This window comes from Pantoea sp. CFSAN033090, assembly GCF_001264395.1.
GTDB lineage: Bacteria > Pseudomonadota > Gammaproteobacteria > Enterobacterales > Enterobacteriaceae > Pantoea > Pantoea agglomerans.
The window spans coordinates 20,327-40,045 of the sequence record NZ_LGYX01000006.1 but is presented as its reverse complement, the minus strand read 5'-3'; the positions used below and the strand labels follow the sequence as shown (position 1 = coordinate 40,045).

General features: G+C 58.0%; 17 protein-coding genes and 1 pseudogene. 5 read left to right on the top strand and 13 right to left on the bottom strand.

Annotated elements, in window-relative coordinates; all coding sequences use genetic code 11:
- Window positions 1–45 precede the first annotated feature (45 nt).
- The 10 genes and pseudogenes from AFL22_RS06525 to AFL22_RS23950 form a co-directional block, all read right to left on the bottom strand.
- The gene (locus tag AFL22_RS06525; RefSeq protein ID WP_052271008.1) at window positions 46–822 is read right to left on the bottom strand and encodes a site-specific integrase; all 777 of its coding nucleotides are present in this window, start codon (window positions 820–822) and stop codon (window positions 46–48) included.
- Window positions 819–1,268, bottom strand: coding sequence for a hypothetical protein (locus AFL22_RS06520; protein ID WP_052271007.1), 450 nt, complete (start codon window positions 1,266–1,268; stop codon window positions 819–821). The genes AFL22_RS06525 and AFL22_RS06520 overlap by 4 nt, the downstream gene beginning before the upstream one ends.
- An 83-nt stretch (window positions 1,269–1,351) precedes the next feature.
- Window positions 1,352–2,287, bottom strand: a complete 936-nt coding sequence (locus tag AFL22_RS06515) for a hypothetical protein (RefSeq protein ID WP_052271006.1) — start codon at window positions 2,285–2,287, stop codon at window positions 1,352–1,354.
- 466 nt (window positions 2,288–2,753) lie between these two features.
- Window positions 2,754–3,837: pseudogene (locus AFL22_RS06510) on the bottom strand (IS3 family transposase).
- A gap of 92 nt (window positions 3,838–3,929) precedes the next feature.
- Entirely contained in the window at window positions 3,930–4,244 is a 315-nt protein-coding gene (locus AFL22_RS06500) for a hypothetical protein (protein ID WP_052271004.1), read from the bottom strand.
- 459 nt (window positions 4,245–4,703) lie between these two features.
- Window positions 4,704–6,830 carry an EAL domain-containing protein gene (locus AFL22_RS06495; protein WP_082239137.1) on the bottom strand — a complete coding sequence of 709 codons (2,127 nt, stop codon included), beginning with the start codon at window positions 6,828–6,830 and terminating at the stop codon, window positions 4,704–4,706.
- A 423-nt stretch (window positions 6,831–7,253) separates the two neighbouring features.
- A complete protein-coding gene (locus tag AFL22_RS24405; protein ID WP_052271087.1) occupies window positions 7,254–7,493 on the bottom strand; it encodes a hypothetical protein in 240 nt (79 codons plus the stop codon).
- 899 nt (window positions 7,494–8,392) lie between these two features.
- Complete coding sequence (locus AFL22_RS24230; RefSeq protein WP_277814004.1) at window positions 8,393–8,602, bottom strand: methyl-accepting chemotaxis protein; 210 nt, start codon at window positions 8,600–8,602, stop codon at window positions 8,393–8,395.
- Complete coding sequence (locus AFL22_RS24635; protein ID WP_257026687.1) at window positions 8,587–8,709, bottom strand: hypothetical protein; 123 nt, start codon at window positions 8,707–8,709, stop codon at window positions 8,587–8,589. The genes AFL22_RS24230 and AFL22_RS24635 overlap by 16 nt, the downstream gene beginning before the upstream one ends.
- Window positions 8,710–8,932: 223 nt before the next feature.
- Entirely contained in the window at window positions 8,933–9,400 is a 468-nt protein-coding gene (locus tag AFL22_RS23950; protein ID WP_197276781.1) for a hypothetical protein, read from the bottom strand.
- 345 nt (window positions 9,401–9,745) lie between these two features.
- Here AFL22_RS23950 and AFL22_RS06480 point away from each other — a divergent pair, with 345 nt between their 5' ends.
- A complete protein-coding gene (locus tag AFL22_RS06480; RefSeq protein ID WP_052271002.1) occupies window positions 9,746–11,527 on the top strand; it encodes a sensor domain-containing phosphodiesterase in 1,782 nt (593 codons plus the stop codon).
- 12 nt (window positions 11,528–11,539) lie between these two features.
- Here AFL22_RS06480 and AFL22_RS06475 read toward each other — a convergent pair whose 3' ends face one another.
- Complete coding sequence (locus AFL22_RS06475; protein ID WP_052271084.1) at window positions 11,540–13,114, bottom strand: sensor domain-containing diguanylate cyclase; 1,575 nt, start codon at window positions 13,112–13,114, stop codon at window positions 11,540–11,542.
- Window positions 13,115–14,158: 1,044 nt separating this feature from the next.
- Here AFL22_RS06475 and AFL22_RS06470 point away from each other — a divergent pair.
- From AFL22_RS06470 to AFL22_RS06455, 4 genes are all read left to right on the top strand, one after another.
- Window positions 14,159–15,703, top strand: a complete 1,545-nt coding sequence (locus AFL22_RS06470) for a methyl-accepting chemotaxis protein (protein WP_052271001.1) — start codon at window positions 14,159–14,161, stop codon at window positions 15,701–15,703.
- Window positions 15,700–15,999: a hypothetical protein gene (locus AFL22_RS06465; protein ID WP_052271000.1), complete on the top strand. Its 300-nt coding sequence runs from the start codon at window positions 15,700–15,702 to the stop codon at window positions 15,997–15,999. Before AFL22_RS06470 ends, AFL22_RS06465 begins: the two co-directional genes overlap by 4 nt.
- A gap of 124 nt (window positions 16,000–16,123) precedes the next feature.
- Entirely contained in the window at window positions 16,124–16,606 is a 483-nt protein-coding gene (locus AFL22_RS06460) for a MarR family transcriptional regulator (protein WP_052270999.1), read from the top strand.
- Window positions 16,607–16,693: 87 nt separating this feature from the next.
- Window positions 16,694–16,915: a hypothetical protein gene (locus AFL22_RS06455; RefSeq protein WP_052270998.1), complete on the top strand. Its 222-nt coding sequence runs from the start codon at window positions 16,694–16,696 to the stop codon at window positions 16,913–16,915.
- 49 nt (window positions 16,916–16,964) lie between these two features.
- Here the strand turns inward: AFL22_RS06455 and AFL22_RS06450 are convergent, their stop codons facing one another.
- Both AFL22_RS06450 and iraP read right to left on the bottom strand, forming a co-directional pair.
- Entirely contained in the window at window positions 16,965–17,258 is a 294-nt protein-coding gene (locus AFL22_RS06450) for a hypothetical protein (protein WP_052270997.1), read from the bottom strand.
- Between the two features lie 768 nt (window positions 17,259–18,026).
- Entirely contained in the window at window positions 18,027–18,374 is a 348-nt protein-coding gene (iraP, locus tag AFL22_RS06445) for an anti-adapter protein IraP (protein WP_052270996.1), read from the bottom strand.
- Between the last annotated feature and the right edge of the window lie 1,345 nt (window positions 18,375–19,719).

Here is a 19,719-nt window from a genome sequence, read left to right as displayed (position 1 = left end):
TACATCTATCACTGGGAAACCGCCGCTTACCTGCAGTTGATAGCATCATATTTTTTTAAGCATGGCCACCGCATCCGTGCCGGCCATATGAAACTGCACCCGGTGCCGGGCCGCTACATCCAGCGCAAACACCTTCGTGTAGACCTCTGTGGACTTCATGCTTTTGTGCCCCATCAGGCTCTGCAATGCCTTCAGCGGTATCCCCGCATAGAGCATGTGCATGGCGTAGCTGTGTCGGAAAGTATGCGGCGTCACCGGCACTGAGAACGTAACACCATCACCTTCAGCAACGTCGACGGCCTCGTTCAGCCAGGTACGCACCGTCCTGTCGGTTATCGTCCAGAGCCTGACCTTCTCGGTCCGGCCTGTCTCCGGGTTGCGGCGCTCAAGCGGAATTTTCAGCGTGGCGACCATCATCTCCAGCTGGGCCACATACTGCGGATCGGAAAGCGGAACCAGCCGGTGAGGGACCACACCTGACGGCGCCCTGCCGGGGCCGCGTGCCGCCTTTTCACCGCGCTGCTTCAGCGTGGCCAGCTGCACGTAAGGGTAGGGCAGTGCCAGACTGAAATCCCCCCGGGTCAGCGCCAGCGCCTCGTTAATGCGCGCGCCGGTGTTCCAGAGCGTGGTGAACAGCATCTTGCGGTGCAGATCCGGCACGTAGTGGAGAAGGGCGCTCACCTCCGGAGCCAGCAGGTACTGCGGGTATTCATCATGCTGCGCGGCCATCTGGCGCAGCGCCAGCGCGGCCGGATAGTCTATGGCAACCGGCAACTGTGAGACAGATGCCTGCGGATAAAGGGAGAGTGGTGTCATGGTCATTCCTGCTTTTCTTTATAGCAGTAACTCGGCGGCTCGTCAGGTTTCCGGACCACATAGGAAGGGAAATCCGTAATTTCTGTCTGGCTGAAGGGAGCAAATTCTTCACCTGCAGGCAGACGCCGGCGAAAACCCTCAAGAACGGTTTTTTCCCCTTCCGGCCCGACAGCGGGCATTGAGACGGCCATACTGGCAGGATCGATTCGTGAATAATAACCCGACCCGTTTTTCCTTTGCTTGAACATATACGTGAGCGTCAGACCGGGTGCGGTGCTGCCATGCGTTATCCAGGTGGCGACACCCCGTCCTGTGGTCAGGTCAGCCTTCCGGCTGATAACAGTTTCCCGGATCTCCAGCCGGGTCGGCAGGCGCACCATACCGTCTCCTGGCAGATCCTGGCGGCAGATCACCACACTCCCGGGCGGATAGGCCTCATCAAGACGGCTCATTTCCTCATTCGTTGCCGCTCCAGCCGCTGGTATCAGTCCAGAACAAAGTAACCCGCACATCAAATCCCTTATTACGGCTGAATTCACTCTGAAACCACCCCGCCTGCCACTTTGCTGTCATCGCCGAAGGGCGTCTCACCGATTTCCCTGAGAACGGACGACCATCCGGTGCTGAACCAGTCGCCCGGATCTTCACCGTTAAAAACCTGCTGCAGCCAGCGGGCAGATGAACGGTGAGGCGAGTCCTGAAAATAAACGTGATGATGCTGGCCTATGACAGTCGAGAATCCAAAATTCGGGTGCTCGGGCGTCCAGTCAAAAGTATTGATGGACCGCCGGGCACCTTCTGTTTTGAGAAGCAGGAGGAATCTTTTCATATTCCCGTATCCGCCGCTCCCCATACCGCTGCTCAGATGAAAATCATTGATGACGCCGGGCGTGATCCGTTTTGTCTGCACATCCTGACGTAATATGAGCAGGGTGCCATCGTGCATACCGCCGGCTATTCTCAGAAACTCAAACGTGTAATCGCTTTTACTTTCGGCAGGAAAGAAAAACTCCCGATACCCCACAGAGCCAATGTCAACAAACGGAAAGGGTTGCCCGCTTTCTCCCAGCAACCATTCAGCGGAGGAGCCAAATTTTTCAGCCATCGCGTCCGCAAGCTCAAACGTAAGCTCCTGCAGCCCGTCCATGATATCCATCAGGAGCCCGGGGGATGTATTAAGCTGTCTGCCGAGCCGGACCAGGTCTAAGGTATCCAGCGTCCTTCCTCCGGCATAATCCCGAAAATAATTGTCCGCCATCAGCCGGTCAAACAGCCACCTGAGTCGCTTGCCCGTTTCGCGCTGCCAGCGTTCCCGTTCTGACATCATAGGTCCTTCACTGACCACAGGCTGATAATACTCCCGCAGGGCAGTCCGTATTTCGCCTTCCAGCGATCGTTCGTTTTTCATTGCTGACTGCTCGATGCACTCATAAAGCGCGTCGTCCACATTACGGGCCTGAATTTTCGCCATGACTCAACCTTTCTTCTTTTTGCAGGCAATGACAACAGGCTGAACGAAAAGGACAGCGCGCGTCAAAATAAAGGCAATTATTTATCAGTGTATTCATTATGAGTCAATCAGGATGCATTGATGGAAATTCCGCTTTATTAACAACTGAAACTGTTTCCTTCCGCAATTACCGCATGCCCTTACCGGCATGATCCGACTTTTTCCCGATATGGCAGTAACCGGAAGGGTAGCACGGCGTCGGGGCGGGGCAAAGCCCGCTTTGTCAGAGGTCCTCCACAGCCATAACCCTACATCTGGTAGCCTGAGCGGCTGACGGAACCACTACATATAGTGACCTGCGCAGAAAACCGCCACCGGGGAGGAAAGATCCGGTTCTCGTCTTTTTCGGATCTTCTGAATCAGGAGAAAAAGACGTGAGCAGCATGCAGTTGACCTGCTGACCTGCCCCCAGTATTAGATACAACCTTCAGTTAGTAATGTCGGTTGGTTTTTCTTCTTGTTTCCCGTTTCGCCAGCATGCTGCAAATTCAGACGGCGTCTGGTAATTCAGCGATGAATGCGGTCTGGACTCGTTATAGTCCTGCCGCCAGTCATTAATGATTTTCCGGGCATGTAGAATATCGCTGAACCAGTGCTCATTCAGGCATTCATCCCGGAAACGTCCATTGAAACTCTCAATAAATCCGTTCTGCGTTGGCTTGCCCGGCTGGATTAAGCGCAACTCAACACCATGTTCAAAGGCCCATTGATCGAGCGCACGGTAGGTAAACTCCGGGCCCTGATCGGTTCTTATCGTTGCCGGATAGCCACGAAACAGCGCTATGCCGTCCAGAATACGCACGACCTGAATGCCTGAAATACCAAAAGCAGCGGTGATCGTCAGGCACTCCTTCGTGAAATCATCCACGCAGGTCAGACACTTAATCCTGCGACCAGTAGCCAGCGCACCCATGACGAAATCCATCGACCATGTCAGGTTCGGCGCATCCGGGCGGAGCAGCGGAAGCCGCTCAGTCGCCAGACCCTTACGGCGTCGCCTGCGTTTTACGCTCAGACCGTTAAGGTGATAGATGCGGTAAACCCGCTTGTGGTTGACGTGAAATCCCTCCCGACGCAATAACTGCCAGATGCGCCGGTAACCAAACTGGCGACGTTCAAGTGCCAGCTCAGTGATGCGTAGAGACGGCAAGTCGACAGGGGCAAACCTGCCAGCCTGCAGGCTCGACGTTGCGACAGACCTGCGGCCTTACACATGACTTCCACGGTTTCCCGCTTCTGGTCTGTCGTCAGAACTTTCGGCCAAGGGCCACCTGAAGCGCCTCCTTATCCAGCATGGCTTCTGCAAGCAGCTTCTTGAGGCGGGCGTTCTCTTCCTCAAGCAACTTCAGGTGCTTAACCTCGGGCACCTCCATACCGCCATACTTCTTGCGCCAGGTATAAAAGGTGGCGTCAGAAATGGCGTGCTTACGGCATAGTTCACGGGCAGAAACACCGGCTTCAGCCTCGCGAAGAATACTGATGATCATTTCGTCGGAAAAACGCTTCTTCATGGGGATGTCCTCATGTGGCTTATGAAGACATTACTAACATCGCGGTGTATTAATCAACGGGGAGCAGGTCACAGCAGTTTTCGCTGTCGTTCCTAGCTTGAGAGATCCACAATGCTATTCGTTCGGGTCCATTTTTTGGCGGCAAAATTGGCCAGCTTGGCCAGTGTCTTGGAAGGACCGAATACTACGCCGATCGTCAGACCGATCTCTTTTGTAATCCTGTTGCGCATTTGTTGCCCAAAATCTGCAAGCGGCATGTAAGCCGCGATGCCACTGACATCAAGAAAACTTTCGTCTATCGAATAGATTTCCTGTCCCAGAGCTATTTCTCCCAGAATGGCCATCATTCTCTCGGACATATCTCCATTTATGTGGAATGCAACATTTTCGTTTCGAATTCTGATCATGTTCGAATTCTGATCATGGCAGTGGCGTTCAGAATTGATGCTTCTGACGCTCACAACCTCATTTCCAGATCAGTTTTCTCAGATAGCCGGTAATAATTGTCTGTCTCATCCTTAAATGTTTTCTGCAAACTGTCTCTCTGACCAGATAAATCATCACAGTAAGGCGATAAATAATGCGCGCCTGTTCAGAGTATATAGAAACGATACGGCGAGTGATCGTGCTTATGACTTTCTCACGAAAGCCATTTTTTATGTTGCTGACTTCGCCGACACTTCCTGAACTGAATCACCTGCAACTCTCTGCCACGCACTGGCCATACGTCCGCCCAACGCAGTGCCCGGCCTGCAGGCAACGTAAAAGGGTAAAAAGGATACTCAGACAAAATAATAAGGGAGATCCGGCATCCGGGTGGTGCTGCTCATCATTAAGTTAAACAGCGCACAGGCTGAGCGGCGTCATCAGATGTCCCTGAGCGTCATACTGTCGTCTTCTGCAATGAGCAGTGCTTCAAATGCTGCCGCCGTGAGGGGCCTGCACAGTGCGTTCCCCTGCATAATGTCGCACCGGGCGGATGTTACAAACATCCGCTGTGCCGTGTTTTCTATCCCCTCTGCCGCCACGCTAAGCCCGAGGCTTTTCCCCAGTGTCGCGATAGCATGGAACATCACCCGGACACGGCTGCTGGTACCCAGCTCCAGGGTCAGTGACTTGTCAATCTTGAAGCCGCTGACGAAGCCGTGCTGCAGCAGCCTGATGGCACCCAGCGTCCGTCCGTAGTGATCAATAATAAACGCGGCTCCCGTGTGCCGGATAGCCGCAAACTGTGCTGGTGAGTCCTGGATGAGTCCCGTCAGCAACGGCTCGTCCACTTCGAGGTCCACAAAGGCGGCGTCTCCTCCTGCCGACTCGTCAAGCACGCTTTCCAGGCCATTGCCGGCCAGCTGACGCGGAAAAAGATTAATGCTGATGCGCAGCTGCGGGCAGAGGATCTGCCACTGGCGGGCCTGCAACAGCGCAGTGCGGATGATCCAGTCGCCGAGCGTGACTGACAGCGGGCTCTTTACCAGCATATCCATAAACTCTGAGGGCAGCAGAAGGCCACGCGAAGGATGCTGCCAGCGCACCAGCGCCTCGCAGCCGAGCAGGCGCCCGTTGCCGGCGTCATAGCGCGGCTGGTAGTACAGGATGAACTGCTGCTGACGCACCGCAGCTTCCAGCTCTCGCTCAAAACGCCGCCGCCGCTGCTCCGCATCCAGAAATTCTGGCCTGAACATGACGCTGCAGCCCTTGCCCGAGGCCTTGGCCCGATAGAGCGCCAGGTCCGCCGCCGACATCACGGACGACGCGTCCTCACCGTGCTCCGGGTAGGCGGCAACGCCGGTGCTGGCACCGACCAGCACCGGGGAACCATGATAGCTGAAAGGCGTCTGCACGGCGGCAATCAGCTGCTCAGCCGTCAGGCCGGCACCGGTACTTCCGCCCGGCAGCAGAATAATAAATTCGTCCCCGCCAAGCCGCGCGGCGGTGATCGCGTCCGTGCAAACCTGACGGATCTGCTCTGCCACATGGCACAGCAGTGCGTCGCCGGCGGCGTGCCCGAGTGTATCATTCACCTCCTTGAAACCATCCAGATCTGTCATCAGCAGGGTGTAAGGCACACCAGCCTCCGTCAGCTGACCCAGTTGCTGCATAAACGCACCGCGGCTGGCCAGCCGCGTCAGCATATCGAGGGAGGCGAGTTCACAGAGGCGGGCCTCGCTCTCATACCGGGCCGTGACGTCGCGAATGATCATTCCTGCCAGACGTTCGCCATCCTCCTGCCAGCCCGAGAACGACACGTCTGCCGGAAACTCGCTGCCGTCACGCCTGAGCCCCCATATCTGTAACGTACGGGGCTGTGACATCACCGCCTCTTCGCCGGTGAGACGGTCAAGCTCGTTGCGGTAATCGGCCTGGCAGCGCTCGGGGATAAGCCCGGCCACATACTGGCCCGTCATCTCCCGGGCGCTGTAACCGAACATCGCGGTGGCGGCCGGGTTCCAGAAAATGATACCCCGGCGCAGGTCGGTGCAGATAATGGCGTCCGGAGAGGTGGCTGAGATAGACTCGAGCCGCTGCTGGCTGACGTGGCGCAACTGTCCGATCCGGTGGACCTCCATCCGGTCCATCACCAGCGCGGCGATGTCAGCCAGGTGCTGACGGTCAGCATCCGTCAGCGGCGGGCGGGGCTGCGTGTCTGACAGGCACACGGTCCCGATGCGGTGGCCGTCCGGGGTGGTCAGCGGGATCCCTGCGTAAAAGCGGATGTGGGGATATCCGTGTACCAGCGGGCTGTTGCGAAAGCGCGGATCGTCAAAAGTATCGGACACACACAGGATTTCCTCCTGCGCCAGCGTATGATCGCAGAAAGCCGCGTGCCGTGCAGTACCGGTGATATTCAGCCCGTAGCGGGACGGGAAAAACTGCCGCTGGCCGTCAATCAGCGAAACAAATGCCGTGGGGACCCGGAAAAGGCGGGCGGCGAGGGTAGTAAGACGGTCGAGTGCGTTTTCCGGAAGCGCGCCCGGCTGCTGATACGGTGCCAGCGCCGCGAGGCGGGCGGCCTCATGGTCTGATATCGGGCTTTTCAGAGTCTGTCCCCTCAGTTGAAATGAGCTATGGCCGGCATAACACAGTAAAAAGGGGACACATTCAATCAGACGCGGCCGCAGAAATCTCTGCTGCCCGCTGAGGGACGAGAGGGCCGTGAACAGCTCCCGCCGCCCCTGAGGCCGGAAACAGAAGTTCCCCTGCTATGGCGGCATCACGAAACGGTCACGTCAGGGTCATTCCCGGAAGCGGATCGTCTCTGCAGGTATGCAACGCACAAAAATGCTGCAGCCCGCTCAGTGGGCTTCTTCAGTCGCAGAGTACGCACGCCGTACAGCACCAAACTATTTTCAGCACATGCCTCCATCCTTTTTTCGGTATGCTGAGTCTGCACTTCAGGGGCGGCAGGAAAGAACCGGCTACTTTTTGGGTTTCTGAACAAGGGTATAGAATGGATGACGCCCGGCAAGCAGCAGCAGCAGCTCGTACTCTCCCTGGCTCAGTGGGGCGGGGTTTTTCGCTGCCTCCTTCATCTGCCAGACGCGCAGGCTGAGCTCAAACCGCTCCGCGGCGGCTTCCTGCGAAAGACCGGCGGCAAGCCGGAGCTCCCGGACGTCGGGACGGACCACTACCGGGCTGTATAAGTGCTGATTTCCCAGAGAATATTCCTTAAGAGAAGCGGGCCGGAATGCGCCGGCAGGATGGAACATAACGCGACGGACGCGACGGATGACAGTCTTATCATTATATTATCTTAACTTTCATTCATCAATGCAGTGTACGCGCCTCTCTTCCTTCACTGATAAACTGCTGGCCGGTATAAATAAATCATCCCGTCGCGTCGCATTATTTACTCTCCACGACAGCGTTATTCTCTGTCCCCGGTGATTTTCCTTTTTTGACGAAACGCTTATCCGGAGGTTATTCCGGCCCTTTCTTTCTGAATATTCGCCGGAGTATTCCGGGACCCTGTTTATGATGTGGCAGTGACCTGAAAATGAATAAAGAATAACCTGATGAATAACCACGATTATATTCAGTAGCGTGGGCCTGCTGACCTCAGCCGGACTTATATCCGGGAACCGTGGCAGACCAGGTTCCGGAATCCTGAGCTGACACACCCCGGGACCACCCGGGGTGTAAGGTAAGCAGGCCCGCAAACCGGTCGCGCCCGAGCGAGGCTTCAGAAAAATCAGCTGCCGCGCTAATTAACGAATGCCACCCAGTTGCCTTCAGGTGACGCGGCCGCCGGAGGATTCATCTGATGCGGGCGAACCTGTGGCGCGGCCATGCGGAAGCCATCTGCCAGAGACGGCAGCATAAAGCGGGTGACAGCGGGTTGTCTGCCCGTTCAGGCTCCCCGCGGTGGCGGTGACCTGCTGTACCAGCGTGGCGTTCTGCTGCGTGATCTCTTTGCTCTGCCGGGGCCAGGGCTATCTGGCCGATCAGTTCATTGACCCCGCCGACGCCGCGCAGCACCTCGTCCATGGTGGCACTGGCACTGCCGGCAGCCAGACGCCCGTCGCTGACGCGTGACACGGTGTCGGCAATCAGTCCTTCAATCTCTTTCGACGCGGCTGCGCTGCGCCAACGAGCGCACTTCGGCGGCCACAACGGCAAAGCCGCGGCCCTGCTCACCGGCGCGTGCAGCTTCGACGGCGGCGTTCAGCGCCAGGATATTGGTCTGGAAGGCAATGCCATTAATGGTCGTGGTAAACTGACGAGTTTTCTCTGAGCCTTCTGCTATGCCGCTCATGGCGTCAGCCACTGTTTGCACCAGATCCGCGCCCCGCTGCGTCCCGCCAGCTCCCGTGCCTCCCGTGCCTCGCGGGCGTGTTGTGCGTTATGGCTGACGGTGGCGGTAATCTCTTCCATGCTGGCCGCGGTCTGCTCCAGTGCAGCACCTGGGTGGCGGTCCGGTCGGACAGGTCAGCGTTCCCGGCGGCCTGGCGGTGCAGGGTAACAGCATTGTCGCGGATGGCCGATACCGCATCCAGCAGACTGTTCTGCATATCCCTGACCAGGGGTACGAGCAGCCCGACGCAGTTACGGCCCTGGTCTTCCGGCTCGCACGTGAGATCACCGTCCGCAATGGTCTTCAGGTGCGTGCGGATTTTTGCCACCGGGCGTACGAGATGTACCAGCAGATAGCGGTCGCAGAATGCCAGCTGCGCCGTGATGAGGATAACTTCAAGCCGGTGACGGCAGCCAGAACAGGCGCGTTGTCGGCCGCCAGTTGCAGCGTCAGGTTCTCAAGCCGCTCGCGGGCCGCGGCCGGATAGCGCTCAGGTGATGACAGCGCCGCGCGATAGCCGCCCCACGCCATAACAGACGGGACGGCGGTCAGCAGGGCGGCCTTATCGGCCACGGTCCCGTCCTGCATAACGAGGCCCGCGCGGGTCAGAAACGTCAGCTGCTGCATCAGTGCGTCGGCGCGGTCGGCATGACGGTACATCTCGCGCAGCGTCATCGCACCGTAGCTGCCGGCCAGTGCCACCACGGCCAGTGAGAGGATCATTATCCAGATCACGACGCGACGAATGGTTAAGTGCCTGAGTAGCTGCATAAGGCTTTCCCTGGTGCTGTTATTTTTATGAAATAATAAGTGTCGTTATCGTTTATTTTAATTGCGTGCGTTGTTAATTTACGTACTGCATTTATTGAATGAGAGTCTGGCAGGAGTGATAAGAAAAGCACACAGTCCGGCGATGAAATAAAAGAATCGTCCTGCAGGAAATAATTCTCTGAAGAAAATAAAGCTGACATCGGACCAGGTTGTGCCTATTATGAGCGCCATAAGAAAGTTGTTACTGATGTTTCCTTTCGCAGCAATTACCTTTGATATCATTCCGGTACTGTACATTTTTTCTTTTTTATTTCGCACCGGAATCAGGCCGGGGCGGAGGAACACATGGTAATGAATCTTACCGGCGACGAAGATCGCCGCGCGCGGGCGCTGAAAGCACTGCGCACGCCCGATGAAAGCCGCGATGACGTGCTGCGCAGGTTTGTGCGTCTGGCGAGCCAGGCTCTCGGCATCCCCGGCAGCTTTATCTCCGTGCTTGATGACGAGCATCAGCACGTGCAGGCCGCCCATAACTTTGCCCTCACACAGTCCTCACGCGAGAACTCGCTCTGCCGCCACGCCGTGGACAGCGACAGCGCGGTGGTGGTGCCCGACACCTGGCTGGACGCCCGCTTCATGACGCATCCGCTCATCACCGGTGCGCCCTACATCCGCTTTTATGCCGGCGTGCCGTTGAAAAACCGCCAGGGGATCGTGCTCGGCACGCTGTGCGTCACCGACACCGCGCCGCACCCGTTCAGTGCCGATCAGCTCACCACCCTGAAGCTGCTGGCCGCGCTGGTGATGTCATTTCTGGAGGCCTGGCACTCCGCCGGGTTTGCCGACCCGGTCACCGGCCTGCCCAACCGTCAGCGCCTCATCCGCGACCTGCAGTATCTGGCCGCATCCGGCGATCCCTCCTCCCGCCGCCTGGTGCTGATTGACTGTATCGACATGCCGCGCGCCTACGAACTCGCCCGCTCTATGGGCATGGGGCCGGTAGAAAGTCTTCTGAAAGACGTGGCCACGCTGCTGCCGCTGCGACTGCGCCCGGCGCCCGGCGAGCTGCTCTATACCGTTGCCACCGGACGATTTGCCATCCTGACGCGTGAAGACAGCCATATGAGCGCGGACTGGATCGCGGGACGTATGGAGGGGATAAGCGCCGATCTCGGCGACGGCATTGCCGTGGCGCTCAGCACCTACGCCGGTGAAATCACCTTTGTCACGGGCAGCATCACGGCACAGGAAGCGCTGCGCCGCGCGGTCAGCGCGCTGCACGAGGCCATCGGACGGGGCGTGCCCGCCATGCGCTTCAGCCTGGACTGCGACGCGCGCCATACCCGGGACTTTACGCTGATTAACGACCTGGCCGCCGCGCTGCGGGAAAACTCAGGGCTGTGGCTCGCCTATCAGCCTAAAATCTGTTTTCACAGTGGCCGCCCCGTGGGACTGGAGGCGCTGGTCCGCTGGCGCCATCCGGTGCGGGGCGAGCTCTCTCCCGCCCTGTTTATGCCACTGGCAGAGCAGACCTCGCTGCTCAGCGAACTGACGGCCTGGGTCACGGACCACGCCATCGGCCGCCTGACGCGTCTGCGCAACAGCGGTATTCAGCTTCCCGTAACGGTGAACGTCAGCAGCCGGGATTTTGCACGCGAGGATTTTGCCGATGCGCTTGAGGTGAAAATGATCAAAGCCAGACTCCCCCCTTCGCTGCTGGGCATTGAGTGCCTGGAAACCGAGCGTATTATTGAAAACCCGGCGGCGATGCGCGGACTGGAGATGCTGAAGCTGCGCGGATTCGGGATCTCGCTCGACGACTTCGGCACAGGCTACAGCAACATCAGCTACCTGCGGCGCATGCCGCTGGACGTCATCAAGCTGGACCGCTCACTCATCAGCGAAATATCCTCCGACCCCGCCTCTCGCATCATCGCGCGCAGCATCATTGCCATGCTGAAGGACCTGGACTATACGGTGCTGGCTGAAGGCGTTGAGGATGCGGCCACGGTCAGTGCGCTCACGGAGTACGGCTGCGACCAGGCGCAGGGATTTTTCTATTCCCGCCCCCTGCCGGAGGCGGAACTTGACGAGTGGCTGTCCTGGAGGCTGCGCGGCCAGTGCTGACCGCGCCCGCCATCAGACAGGCGTCATGTGGCGTCTGAACCCCTCCGGCTCTGCAACAATCACCGCGTCGCGTCCTGCACCCTTAGCCTCATACAGCGCTTCGTCCGCCCGCCGCAGCATTCCATCCCGGTTCCCGCCGCTGTCTGCCAGCGCGGCGACCCCGGCCGATACGGTCATGGCCCCAACGAACGGGAATGTCGTGGTGCTGACAAGTGCGCGGATGCGCTCCGCCATCCGGGCCGCATCCTCTAATGACGTCTGCGGCAGCAGGAGAATAAACTCCTCGCCGCCGAAGCGGCTGACCACGTCCCCGGTCCGGCAGGCCTCCTTCAGCAGCCCGGCCAGACTCACCAGTACCGCATCACCTGCATCGTGCCCGTACCAGTCGTTAATTTTTTTAAAGTGGTCGATATCTATCGCAATCACGCACTGCCCGGCGTCACCGGTGCTCCTGTCTGCCTGCAGGGTAAAACCACGGCGGTTGCTGAGCCCGGTCAGCGGATCGGTCATGGCCTCGTCGCTGAGCGTTGCCATCCGGCCTGCCATAACATGGCGGTACTCTTGCACGGCCTGCTTCAGGCGGTCGGCTTCATAATACCAGGCCTGTACCGGGGCCAGCGACGCGTCACTGCCCTCATTTCGCACCATGCCGGCCAGCCTCTCCAGGGGAGAGGCGATACATCCGGCCAGCAGGGTCACCACGGCTACCGTCAGGACAATAATTCCCATCAGGAACCACACCGCGTTTTCTGCGGTGCGCACCAGAATATCCCGGACCGTTTCAGAGGTCCCGGCAATAAAAATGTTCCAGTCCGTTTTGTGCAGGCTGGCGTAGCCCGTCAGGACCTGCTGGCCGTGCGATTCCGTGCTGAACCGGCCGCTGTCCGTCGAGGCCAGCCGCTTCTTCAGCGCGGAGTCCAGCAACATTTTTGTTCCCACCCGGGCCCGATCGTGGCTGAAGATGATGAGGCCGTCATTGCTGACGATGCTGACACTGAAGCCGCGGGTGTAAAAATGCAGGCTCAGGATGTCGCTCAGTATGCTCTGCTTTTTAAGGTAAATGGTGCCGCCAATGTAGCCCAGATAATGGCCGTCAGCCGTAAACAGCGGCTGCGAGATAAAAACGACGTAATTACCGGAGGCCGAGGTAAAGGGTGCCGAAATAAACGGCTTCTGCGTAGAGATAGCCTGGCGGCTCGCGTCTGAATGCAGCTTCACGCCCACCAGGCTCAGGCTTTCCGGCGAGGTGGCGGCGATAACGGCGTCGCGGTTAACCACCACCACCGTATTGAAAAAGCCGGACTGAAGCCGGAGGCGGTCAGTCTCGGCACGGAGCTGCGCCGGATCGGTCAGGCCCTTGATCTGCGCGGCACTCCAGGCAAGTTCACGCTGTGCCGTGCCGAGATAACGATCGGTTGTGTCGGCAAGCTTACGCGCGTAGGCAATGTTGCTCTCAAGCAGGCTGTCCTCGATGTTGGTCTTCTGAAAAATCAGCAGCGACCCGAGCAGCAGGCAGGCGGTCATGATCACCCCGCCCACGGATAACGAGATGAGCAGCGAGCGAAGGCGGAATTTTTTCAGCAGCATGGCGTGATGGGCCCGGATTGAGTTGTCATCAGAGTGTAACGCAGACGGCGCCGGCCAAAAGGCAGAACAGCGCGACATTTATGTGTCCGGCGGAAGAATTACGCGGTGCCGGTACAGATGCACCGGCCTGACGCAAATCCTTCTGCTTAATGCAATTTAACCTGAGAATGTTCTGCTGTGACGTAAAATTCGCGGATTAATATCATGAAAAATAATTAATAAAGTGATGCCGGCTTATTGCGGTATAAATCAGCGATCGGCCCGTGAAGAACTGCGGACATTTTTATCGTACCGGCCGTTTGATTTTATGAGAGCGGGTCGGTATCAGACAGATAAAGAGGATCCTCCCCGCGCTGCACGGTAAGCGAAAAGAGTTAACGGCTCAGGCCGACTGCATCTGATTCAGCCATGCACGGCAGACGCCATTCTGTCCATTTTACGGAACATCCAGACCGCGCAATGCGTTGCCCGGAAATGAAGCTTTTTTATCAGTACAATGCAGGCATGGCAGGGTTCGGGGTTAAAAGGTATGGTAAAAAATCCGGTTCGGATCGCAAAAAATCAGTTTTTTACCGCTTACGCTTGTTATTGTGCTCATCTTTTTTACCCTTCATTAAGGTCTGCCGGTGGCTCCACCGGATTATAATAAAATCAACGGTCAGTAAGTTCCTCTTTGAACCGCCTTCATGGCGGTTTTTTTATGCAGGAAAACGTACCTGTAACAGAAAATGCTCGCTGATATGAATGACTTGTCAGCATGCACGATGCCATCCCCGAAGGCTTAACGCCGGAAACCGCCCGGACCGTCCACTACGGCAATACTGGCACCGCCCGCCGGAAGGATCTGAAGCAATGCTGCTGCTCTGTCTGAACAGCCAGACCATCCCGTGGTGTCTGTCACTGGCTGCAGCCTCTTATCGTCCTGTGCGGCAGCAAATCTTCTGCCGCACAATGTATTGTGTTCAATTCAGTTGAGATCAGCCCTGCTGGATCCGCGCTTTCTGCCGATATTCTTTCATCAAACAAATATTTCCCGGAGAACTGATGAAGATTTCAACGCGCCTCAGCGCAGGCTTTGGCCTGCTTATTCTGCTTTTTATCCTGTGCACGGGCATTGCCGTTCACGCCCTGTGGCAGGCCCGGGAGGGGATGAACGACACCGTCGACGTGAAGATGAAGCGCTTTGCACTGGTGGTGGACATGCGGAACGGCGTGCGTGACATGGCGATTGCCGTGCGCAACCTGGCCCTGCTGTCCGACCCGGCGCAGATGCAGCCGGAGTGGCAGCGCCTGACTGCCCAGCGCGATATTTATATTCAGAAGCGTGAGCTGCTGGCACAAAGCATGTCCGTCAACGTTTCCGCGCAGGGGAAGGCCGCGCTGGAGCGGACGCTGTCAACGGAGGGGGCCGCGCTTTCCACGCTGATGACGGCCGGAAAGCTGGGGCTGGATAACCATCAGCAGGAGGCGACCGCCTTTCTGATGAGCACCGCCCGCCCGGCGCAGAGGATCCTGCTGAACGCCCTGGACGATCTGACGGACATTGAGATGCAGCTGAGCCGCGATACGGTGTCTGAAAACAGCGCCCGCACCTCCCGGACGGCCGTTATCCTGTCGGGCCTGGCCCTGCTGTCCGTTCTGCTGTCGGTGGCAACCTGTTATCTGCTCGTCCGCATGCTGATGCGCCAGCTGGGCGGTGAACCCGCCGAGGCCCGCGCGCTGGCAGCCGCCATCGCCGCCGGCGACCTGACCTCGCCGGTCACGCTGCGCCGCGGCGACACCGCCAGCCTGCTTGCCTCGCTGGACGGCATGCAGGCAAACCTGCGCGGACTGGTGTCGCAGATTAAGGACGCGTCCGCCTCGGTGGCGCTGGCCGCCGACGAGATTTCGCAGGGGAATACCGAGCTCTCCTCGCGCACCGAGCAGCAGGCCGCCGCCCTGCAGGAAACTGCAGCCAGCATGGAGCAGCTGACCGCCACGGTAAAAAGCAACGCGGCCGGCGCACATCAGACCGCGGGCACAGCGCGCGAGACGGCCACACTGGCCCGCGCCGGTGAGGCAGACGTGCAGCGCATGTCGGAGACCATGAATGAGATTTCGCTGAGTGCGGTCCGGGTCCGGGATATCACCTCGGTCATTGAGGGCATTGCGTTTCAGACCAACATTCTGGCGCTCAATGCGGCCGTGGAAGCCGCACGCGCCGGGGAAGAGGGTCGGGGGTTTGCCGTCGTGGCGGGGGAGGTCAGGTCACTCGCCCAGCGCAGCGCCAGCGCCGCCCGTGACATCAAGCTGCTGATTGAACAGGCCGTGTCCCAGGTGGAAGGCGGCGTGGCTGCGGCTGCCGGTACAGGAGAGAGTATCCTGAGAATAGTCGGCATGGTGGGTGAACTGGCAGACGCCATGGACAGCCTTTCACTTTCCTCCGGCGAGCAGATGCAGGGCATCTCCCAGGTCAGCATCGCCGTCAGTCAGATGGACGGGGTGACGCAGAATAACGCTGCCCTGGTGGAGGAGTCCTCTTCGGCATCGCAGTCGCTGTCCGAGCAGGCCCGCGCCCTGCGCGGCATGGTGGAGACCTTCCGCGTATGACGTACCACAGTGAGGCTGTTTTCGCCGGCACGGACCGTATTACTTCTCTTAAAGCCGATGTGGACACGCTGTTACGGCAGCTCAGCGAGGGGGAATACCTGAGCGTGGACACCTTTGCCAACAACTGGGTGCACCTGACGGCCCTGTACGCGAGGATTCAGGAGCAGATGAACGACCGGGTTCTGATGGACCGGCTGGTCCGCACGGACCTGCTGCTGACCGCCGACCTGATGGCGGTGGGCCGGATGATTATGGTGATGAATAATTTTCTGCGCTGCACAGCCGCCGCACGCTGAACCGGCCGGTTCACATTGACATCAATTTAATCTGACTCAATACTGTGCGCCCTTAACGGGGCGCAGGACCGCTGCAGTCCGCACTGCAGGAAAAAAAGCGGTCCCGCCCGGAAGATGCGATGATATGAAAGATAAAACACCAGTAAACCGTAATGCGGTTCCTGCCGAAGCGGCACCTGAAACCATTGATCAGTTTCTGTGCTTTGCGCTTTACTCGGCGTCCCTTGCCATGACGAAACTCTATCAGCCCCGGCTGAAGCCGCTGGGGCTGACCTATCCGCAGTACCTGGTGCTGCTGGTGCTGTGGGAAAAGGATGGCCTGACGGTCTCCGGGCTCGGCGCGCGCGTCCGGCTGGACTCCGGCACGCTCAGCCAGCTCCTGAAACGGCTGGAGCAGACCGGTGTTATCTGCCGGCAGCGCGACACGCAGCAGGATGAACGGCGCGTGCTGGTCTTCCTGACGGAGCAGGGCCGTCAGCTGAAGATAGCGGCCGCCGGCGTGCCGGCGGATATGGTGTCGGTGATGGATACGGCCTGTGATGAGCTGACTGAGCTGACTGAGCGGGTCGCCGCGCTGCGGGAAAGGCTGGTGCGCGCCCGGGCATAATACCGCTTCCCGCCGTGTGCGGGAGGCATCATAACCACGCCGGGTTGCTGAATGACGTCGTTCCCGGTGATATACAGCAGGATACATATGCGTCAGGAGTCTGAATTGGGTAGCGACAGTCAGGATAATATCGAAAGCATTCAGTCAGTAGTAGGACATGCCGTCTCAGTCCTGCTGAAGTCAGGAAAAAAAGTGAGCGTGCAGGAGATACTGGCTCTCCTGAAGCAGGAAGAGGCACGGTCAGTGGACGGCCGTAAAAAGCTTTACGGCCGGGCTATCCGCCTTGTCGCCGGTGACACGGAAGGATGATGCGGACTCAGCGGGCCACCGGCTGACACACAGCCGGATGACCGGTGAATCAGTGCCTGAACGCTGCGCCCGGGACAGCTGCGACAGCCTGTTCCGGGTCATCTGACCGGTTCAGGATGCGGCCGGCGGCACTGTTCTGTTTCTGCCTGATGAATGCTGCTTCAGCCTCCCGGATGGCGAAAAAGGTTGCCCTTCTGCAGCCGGCATCCTTTTCCGTCATCAGCATCTGCTGCAGCCGGAGAAGCAGCGTTGCCTCATTAACCGTCGCCCCCTCTCTGAGTAAAAAAAGCACTGCCTCACCGAGCTTCGTGTCGGCCCGTTTTTCATCTTCTGTTCTGTACATTACGTTGCACCGCATTCCTGGTTTCAGTCAGGGCAGAAGCCGGCCGTGCCGGTATCTGCCGGAGAACTCTGTCATCAATGGTAGCCTCTGCCACGGTATGTTCAACCGGAAATTTGTGCGCTGCCCGGCAGGCAGCCACATGGCATCCGGCATCTGCGGAAAGGCGGCGATGCCTGCTCAGGCGGGTTCTGCCGGGCGGGAGGGGAACAATGCGGGAGGCCGGCGTGTGACTGCCTGGTACAGGGCCCGCCTAACCGGTTACTGACCCTGACTATCAGGATGCGTTACTAACCTTATGATGAACTTAATTATTTTTCTGAAGTCATACTGGTATCGGGATATTTCCGGTAACGAATTTCCCCGCCGCTGGCGGGTTTTTTTTGCCTGCAATAGCGCTGTCTGATGAGGTCCGCAACCGGTTCATTAATGGTGCCTCATGCCCCGCCCTGCCGGTTCGCTTGCGTATCCGCTTTTTTGTATCAGAATGACAGTGTGCCTGTTTCTGATGAGTGGGGCACGACGAGTTATTCTGAACTTTTTTACTGGTTCACCCGTCAAGATGGCGGGTTTTCTTGTATTTTAAGCGCGGCGCAGTGACGTTCATGTGAACAGCCTGAGTTTTCCCGGCCAGCGCAGCACGTCACGCAGAGGTGTGCCGGAGCCGGTAAAAGAAAGGCGGGTATGCCCGCGCTCTTCAGAAAAAAGACAGGACGCCTCTGTACCGGCTCCGCAGGCAGGCTTAACGTCCGGAGACGGCCGCACTGAACGTTATCGCTCCTCCAGAGACGTCACGCCGGTCAATTTATCAAGCGCTTCATGATTGATTTCTTCATCCGCACCATCGACCGCCGCGGAAATGCTCAGCAGGGCCTGCAGCTCGCTTAACAGAATGGCCGCATCGGATTTAAGCAGTTCGTCGGCCTCTGCGGAGTCAATCACGGTATTGATGGCTTTGTTAGCGCTTTCGATCATCTCCGTTACGCCGCCCTCCCGGCTTACCGCCAGAACAAGCGCGCTGATCAGCAGCGACTGTGCCTCAACGCGCGCTGTCAGCTGTTTCATGCCGGCATCAATATGTGAAATTTTAGCCAGCATGCTCAGTACCACGTTTTTCATAGCGTCCGCTCCGGTTAAAAAGGGGGATTTTACTCCTCAGTGCCAGCCCTGCCTACAGCGTCGCTCTGAAAATACACCCGGCAATGCTGAAATGCGCGCATCCCCCCGGGAATAAAGGGTCTGACACGCACCCCCATTCCGTTCCCTTCAGAAAAAGAGAGCCGCTCTGACAAGCATTTCTGAAAAAGGGCATTGAGAAAAATGCATGATTTATCTGATAGAAAATGTCTTTGCCCTGAGCCGGGCAGGAGACCAGCGGGGGCTGTAACCGGCTCCGCCTGCTGTGGAGGCGCCTGAATATATACAGGGGTTGAGGATTGGATAACCGCAGACGCACTGGCTGATGCCTGACAGGCGTCAGGTGACGTAATCTTTTTTGGTAATCGATGTCCGTAGCCGGTTATTCCCCCTGGCGCACTCGCGAAGAGTGGAAAGATGTTCACAGCGTCTGCGACGTACACCGGCAGATATCCCTTACTGCGGGAGAAAGTAAACCTGTCATCTGTGTAATTTCCGGCATGGATAGCGGGCACAAGCGTGCCACTTTAGTTTACTCACTTACAAGAAACGGCAGACTGAGTTGTGCGGCCCCTCAGGCGTGGACGGGTTATCTTCCCTGCGGAACGGGTACCCATGCCTGAGCGCTACTCTGCTATCTTCAGCATGATTGTTATGAAAAAAGGGAAATCATGGTGCCCGACTCCCATCCGCTTTTGCCTCTTTACGGCGAAAATATTTACACTGATTACGAACGCCATACGGCAGAGGCCATTGATCTGCTGAACGGTCTCAGTCAGGGCCTGTGTGACAAAAGACTGCCTGAAAGGTAACGTCTTTTTGAGATTGCGCAGCTCTCCTGCTCCCTGTGGGAATACAGGACAGGCAGTGTTCAGGAAATGACTCCGGAATGGCAGGTGCGTTATTCGCCCGACAGGCGGCGCCTGAGAGAAGCCCTCATTAATATACGGCCATAAGCCTGGCCTTTCACCGCCACTGGCACGCTGTTTACGCGGTATTTATATTGCTGATAAGCTGTTTTTAATGACCTGAATAGCGCCCGGATATCCGGCATCATCTCAGATGAACAGAATGCTTAAACGCCGCGGATTTGAGGTGATGGGTACGTCAGAGCGTGGTCCTGAATATCTCTGCCGGCTTCCTGACTGAGCTGTAACCGAAACGCCCCTGACTGACATAATTACGTTTTACCAGAAGGCACACTGCCTTTGACCCGGGAGAGCCCCGCGCTGGCAGAAGCCTGCCGTTAACCGGGTAACTGCTGCTCAGCCTCTCAGACGCGACAGATGAAATACAGCAGCATGACCGGCGCGGTGCGCGGTGCACT

Coding starts and splice junctions, on each gene's coding strand:
- AFL22_RS06525 (WP_052271008.1), bottom strand. CDS start 822: ATGACCATGACACCACTCTCCCTTTATCCGCAGGCATCTGTCTCACAG.
- AFL22_RS06520 (WP_052271007.1), bottom strand. CDS start 1,268: ATGAGCCGTCTTGATGAGGCCTATCCGCCCGGGAGTGTGGTGATCTGC.
- AFL22_RS06515 (WP_052271006.1), bottom strand. CDS start 2,287: ATGGCGAAAATTCAGGCCCGTAATGTGGACGACGCGCTTTATGAGTGC.
- AFL22_RS06500 (WP_052271004.1), bottom strand. CDS start 4,244: ATGATCAGAATTCGAAACGAAAATGTTGCATTCCACATAAATGGAGAT.
- AFL22_RS24635 (WP_257026687.1), bottom strand. CDS start 8,709: ATGGAAGAGATTACCGCCACCGTCAGCCATAACGCACAACACGCCCGC.
- AFL22_RS23950 (WP_197276781.1), bottom strand. CDS start 9,400: ATGCAGCTACTCAGGCACTTAACCATTCGTCGCGTCGTGATCTGGATA.
- AFL22_RS06480 (WP_052271002.1), top strand. CDS start 9,746: ATGGTAATGAATCTTACCGGCGACGAAGATCGCCGCGCGCGGGCGCTG.
- AFL22_RS06475 (WP_052271084.1), bottom strand. CDS start 13,114: ATGCTGCTGAAAAAATTCCGCCTTCGCTCGCTGCTCATCTCGTTATCC.
- AFL22_RS06470 (WP_052271001.1), top strand. CDS start 14,159: ATGAAGATTTCAACGCGCCTCAGCGCAGGCTTTGGCCTGCTTATTCTG.
- AFL22_RS06465 (WP_052271000.1), top strand. CDS start 15,700: ATGACGTACCACAGTGAGGCTGTTTTCGCCGGCACGGACCGTATTACT.
- AFL22_RS06460 (WP_052270999.1), top strand. CDS start 16,124: ATGAAAGATAAAACACCAGTAAACCGTAATGCGGTTCCTGCCGAAGCG.
- AFL22_RS06455 (WP_052270998.1), top strand. CDS start 16,694: ATGCGTCAGGAGTCTGAATTGGGTAGCGACAGTCAGGATAATATCGAA.
- AFL22_RS06450 (WP_052270997.1), bottom strand. CDS start 17,258: ATGTACAGAACAGAAGATGAAAAACGGGCCGACACGAAGCTCGGTGAG.
- iraP (WP_052270996.1), bottom strand. CDS start 18,374: ATGAAAAACGTGGTACTGAGCATGCTGGCTAAAATTTCACATATTGAT.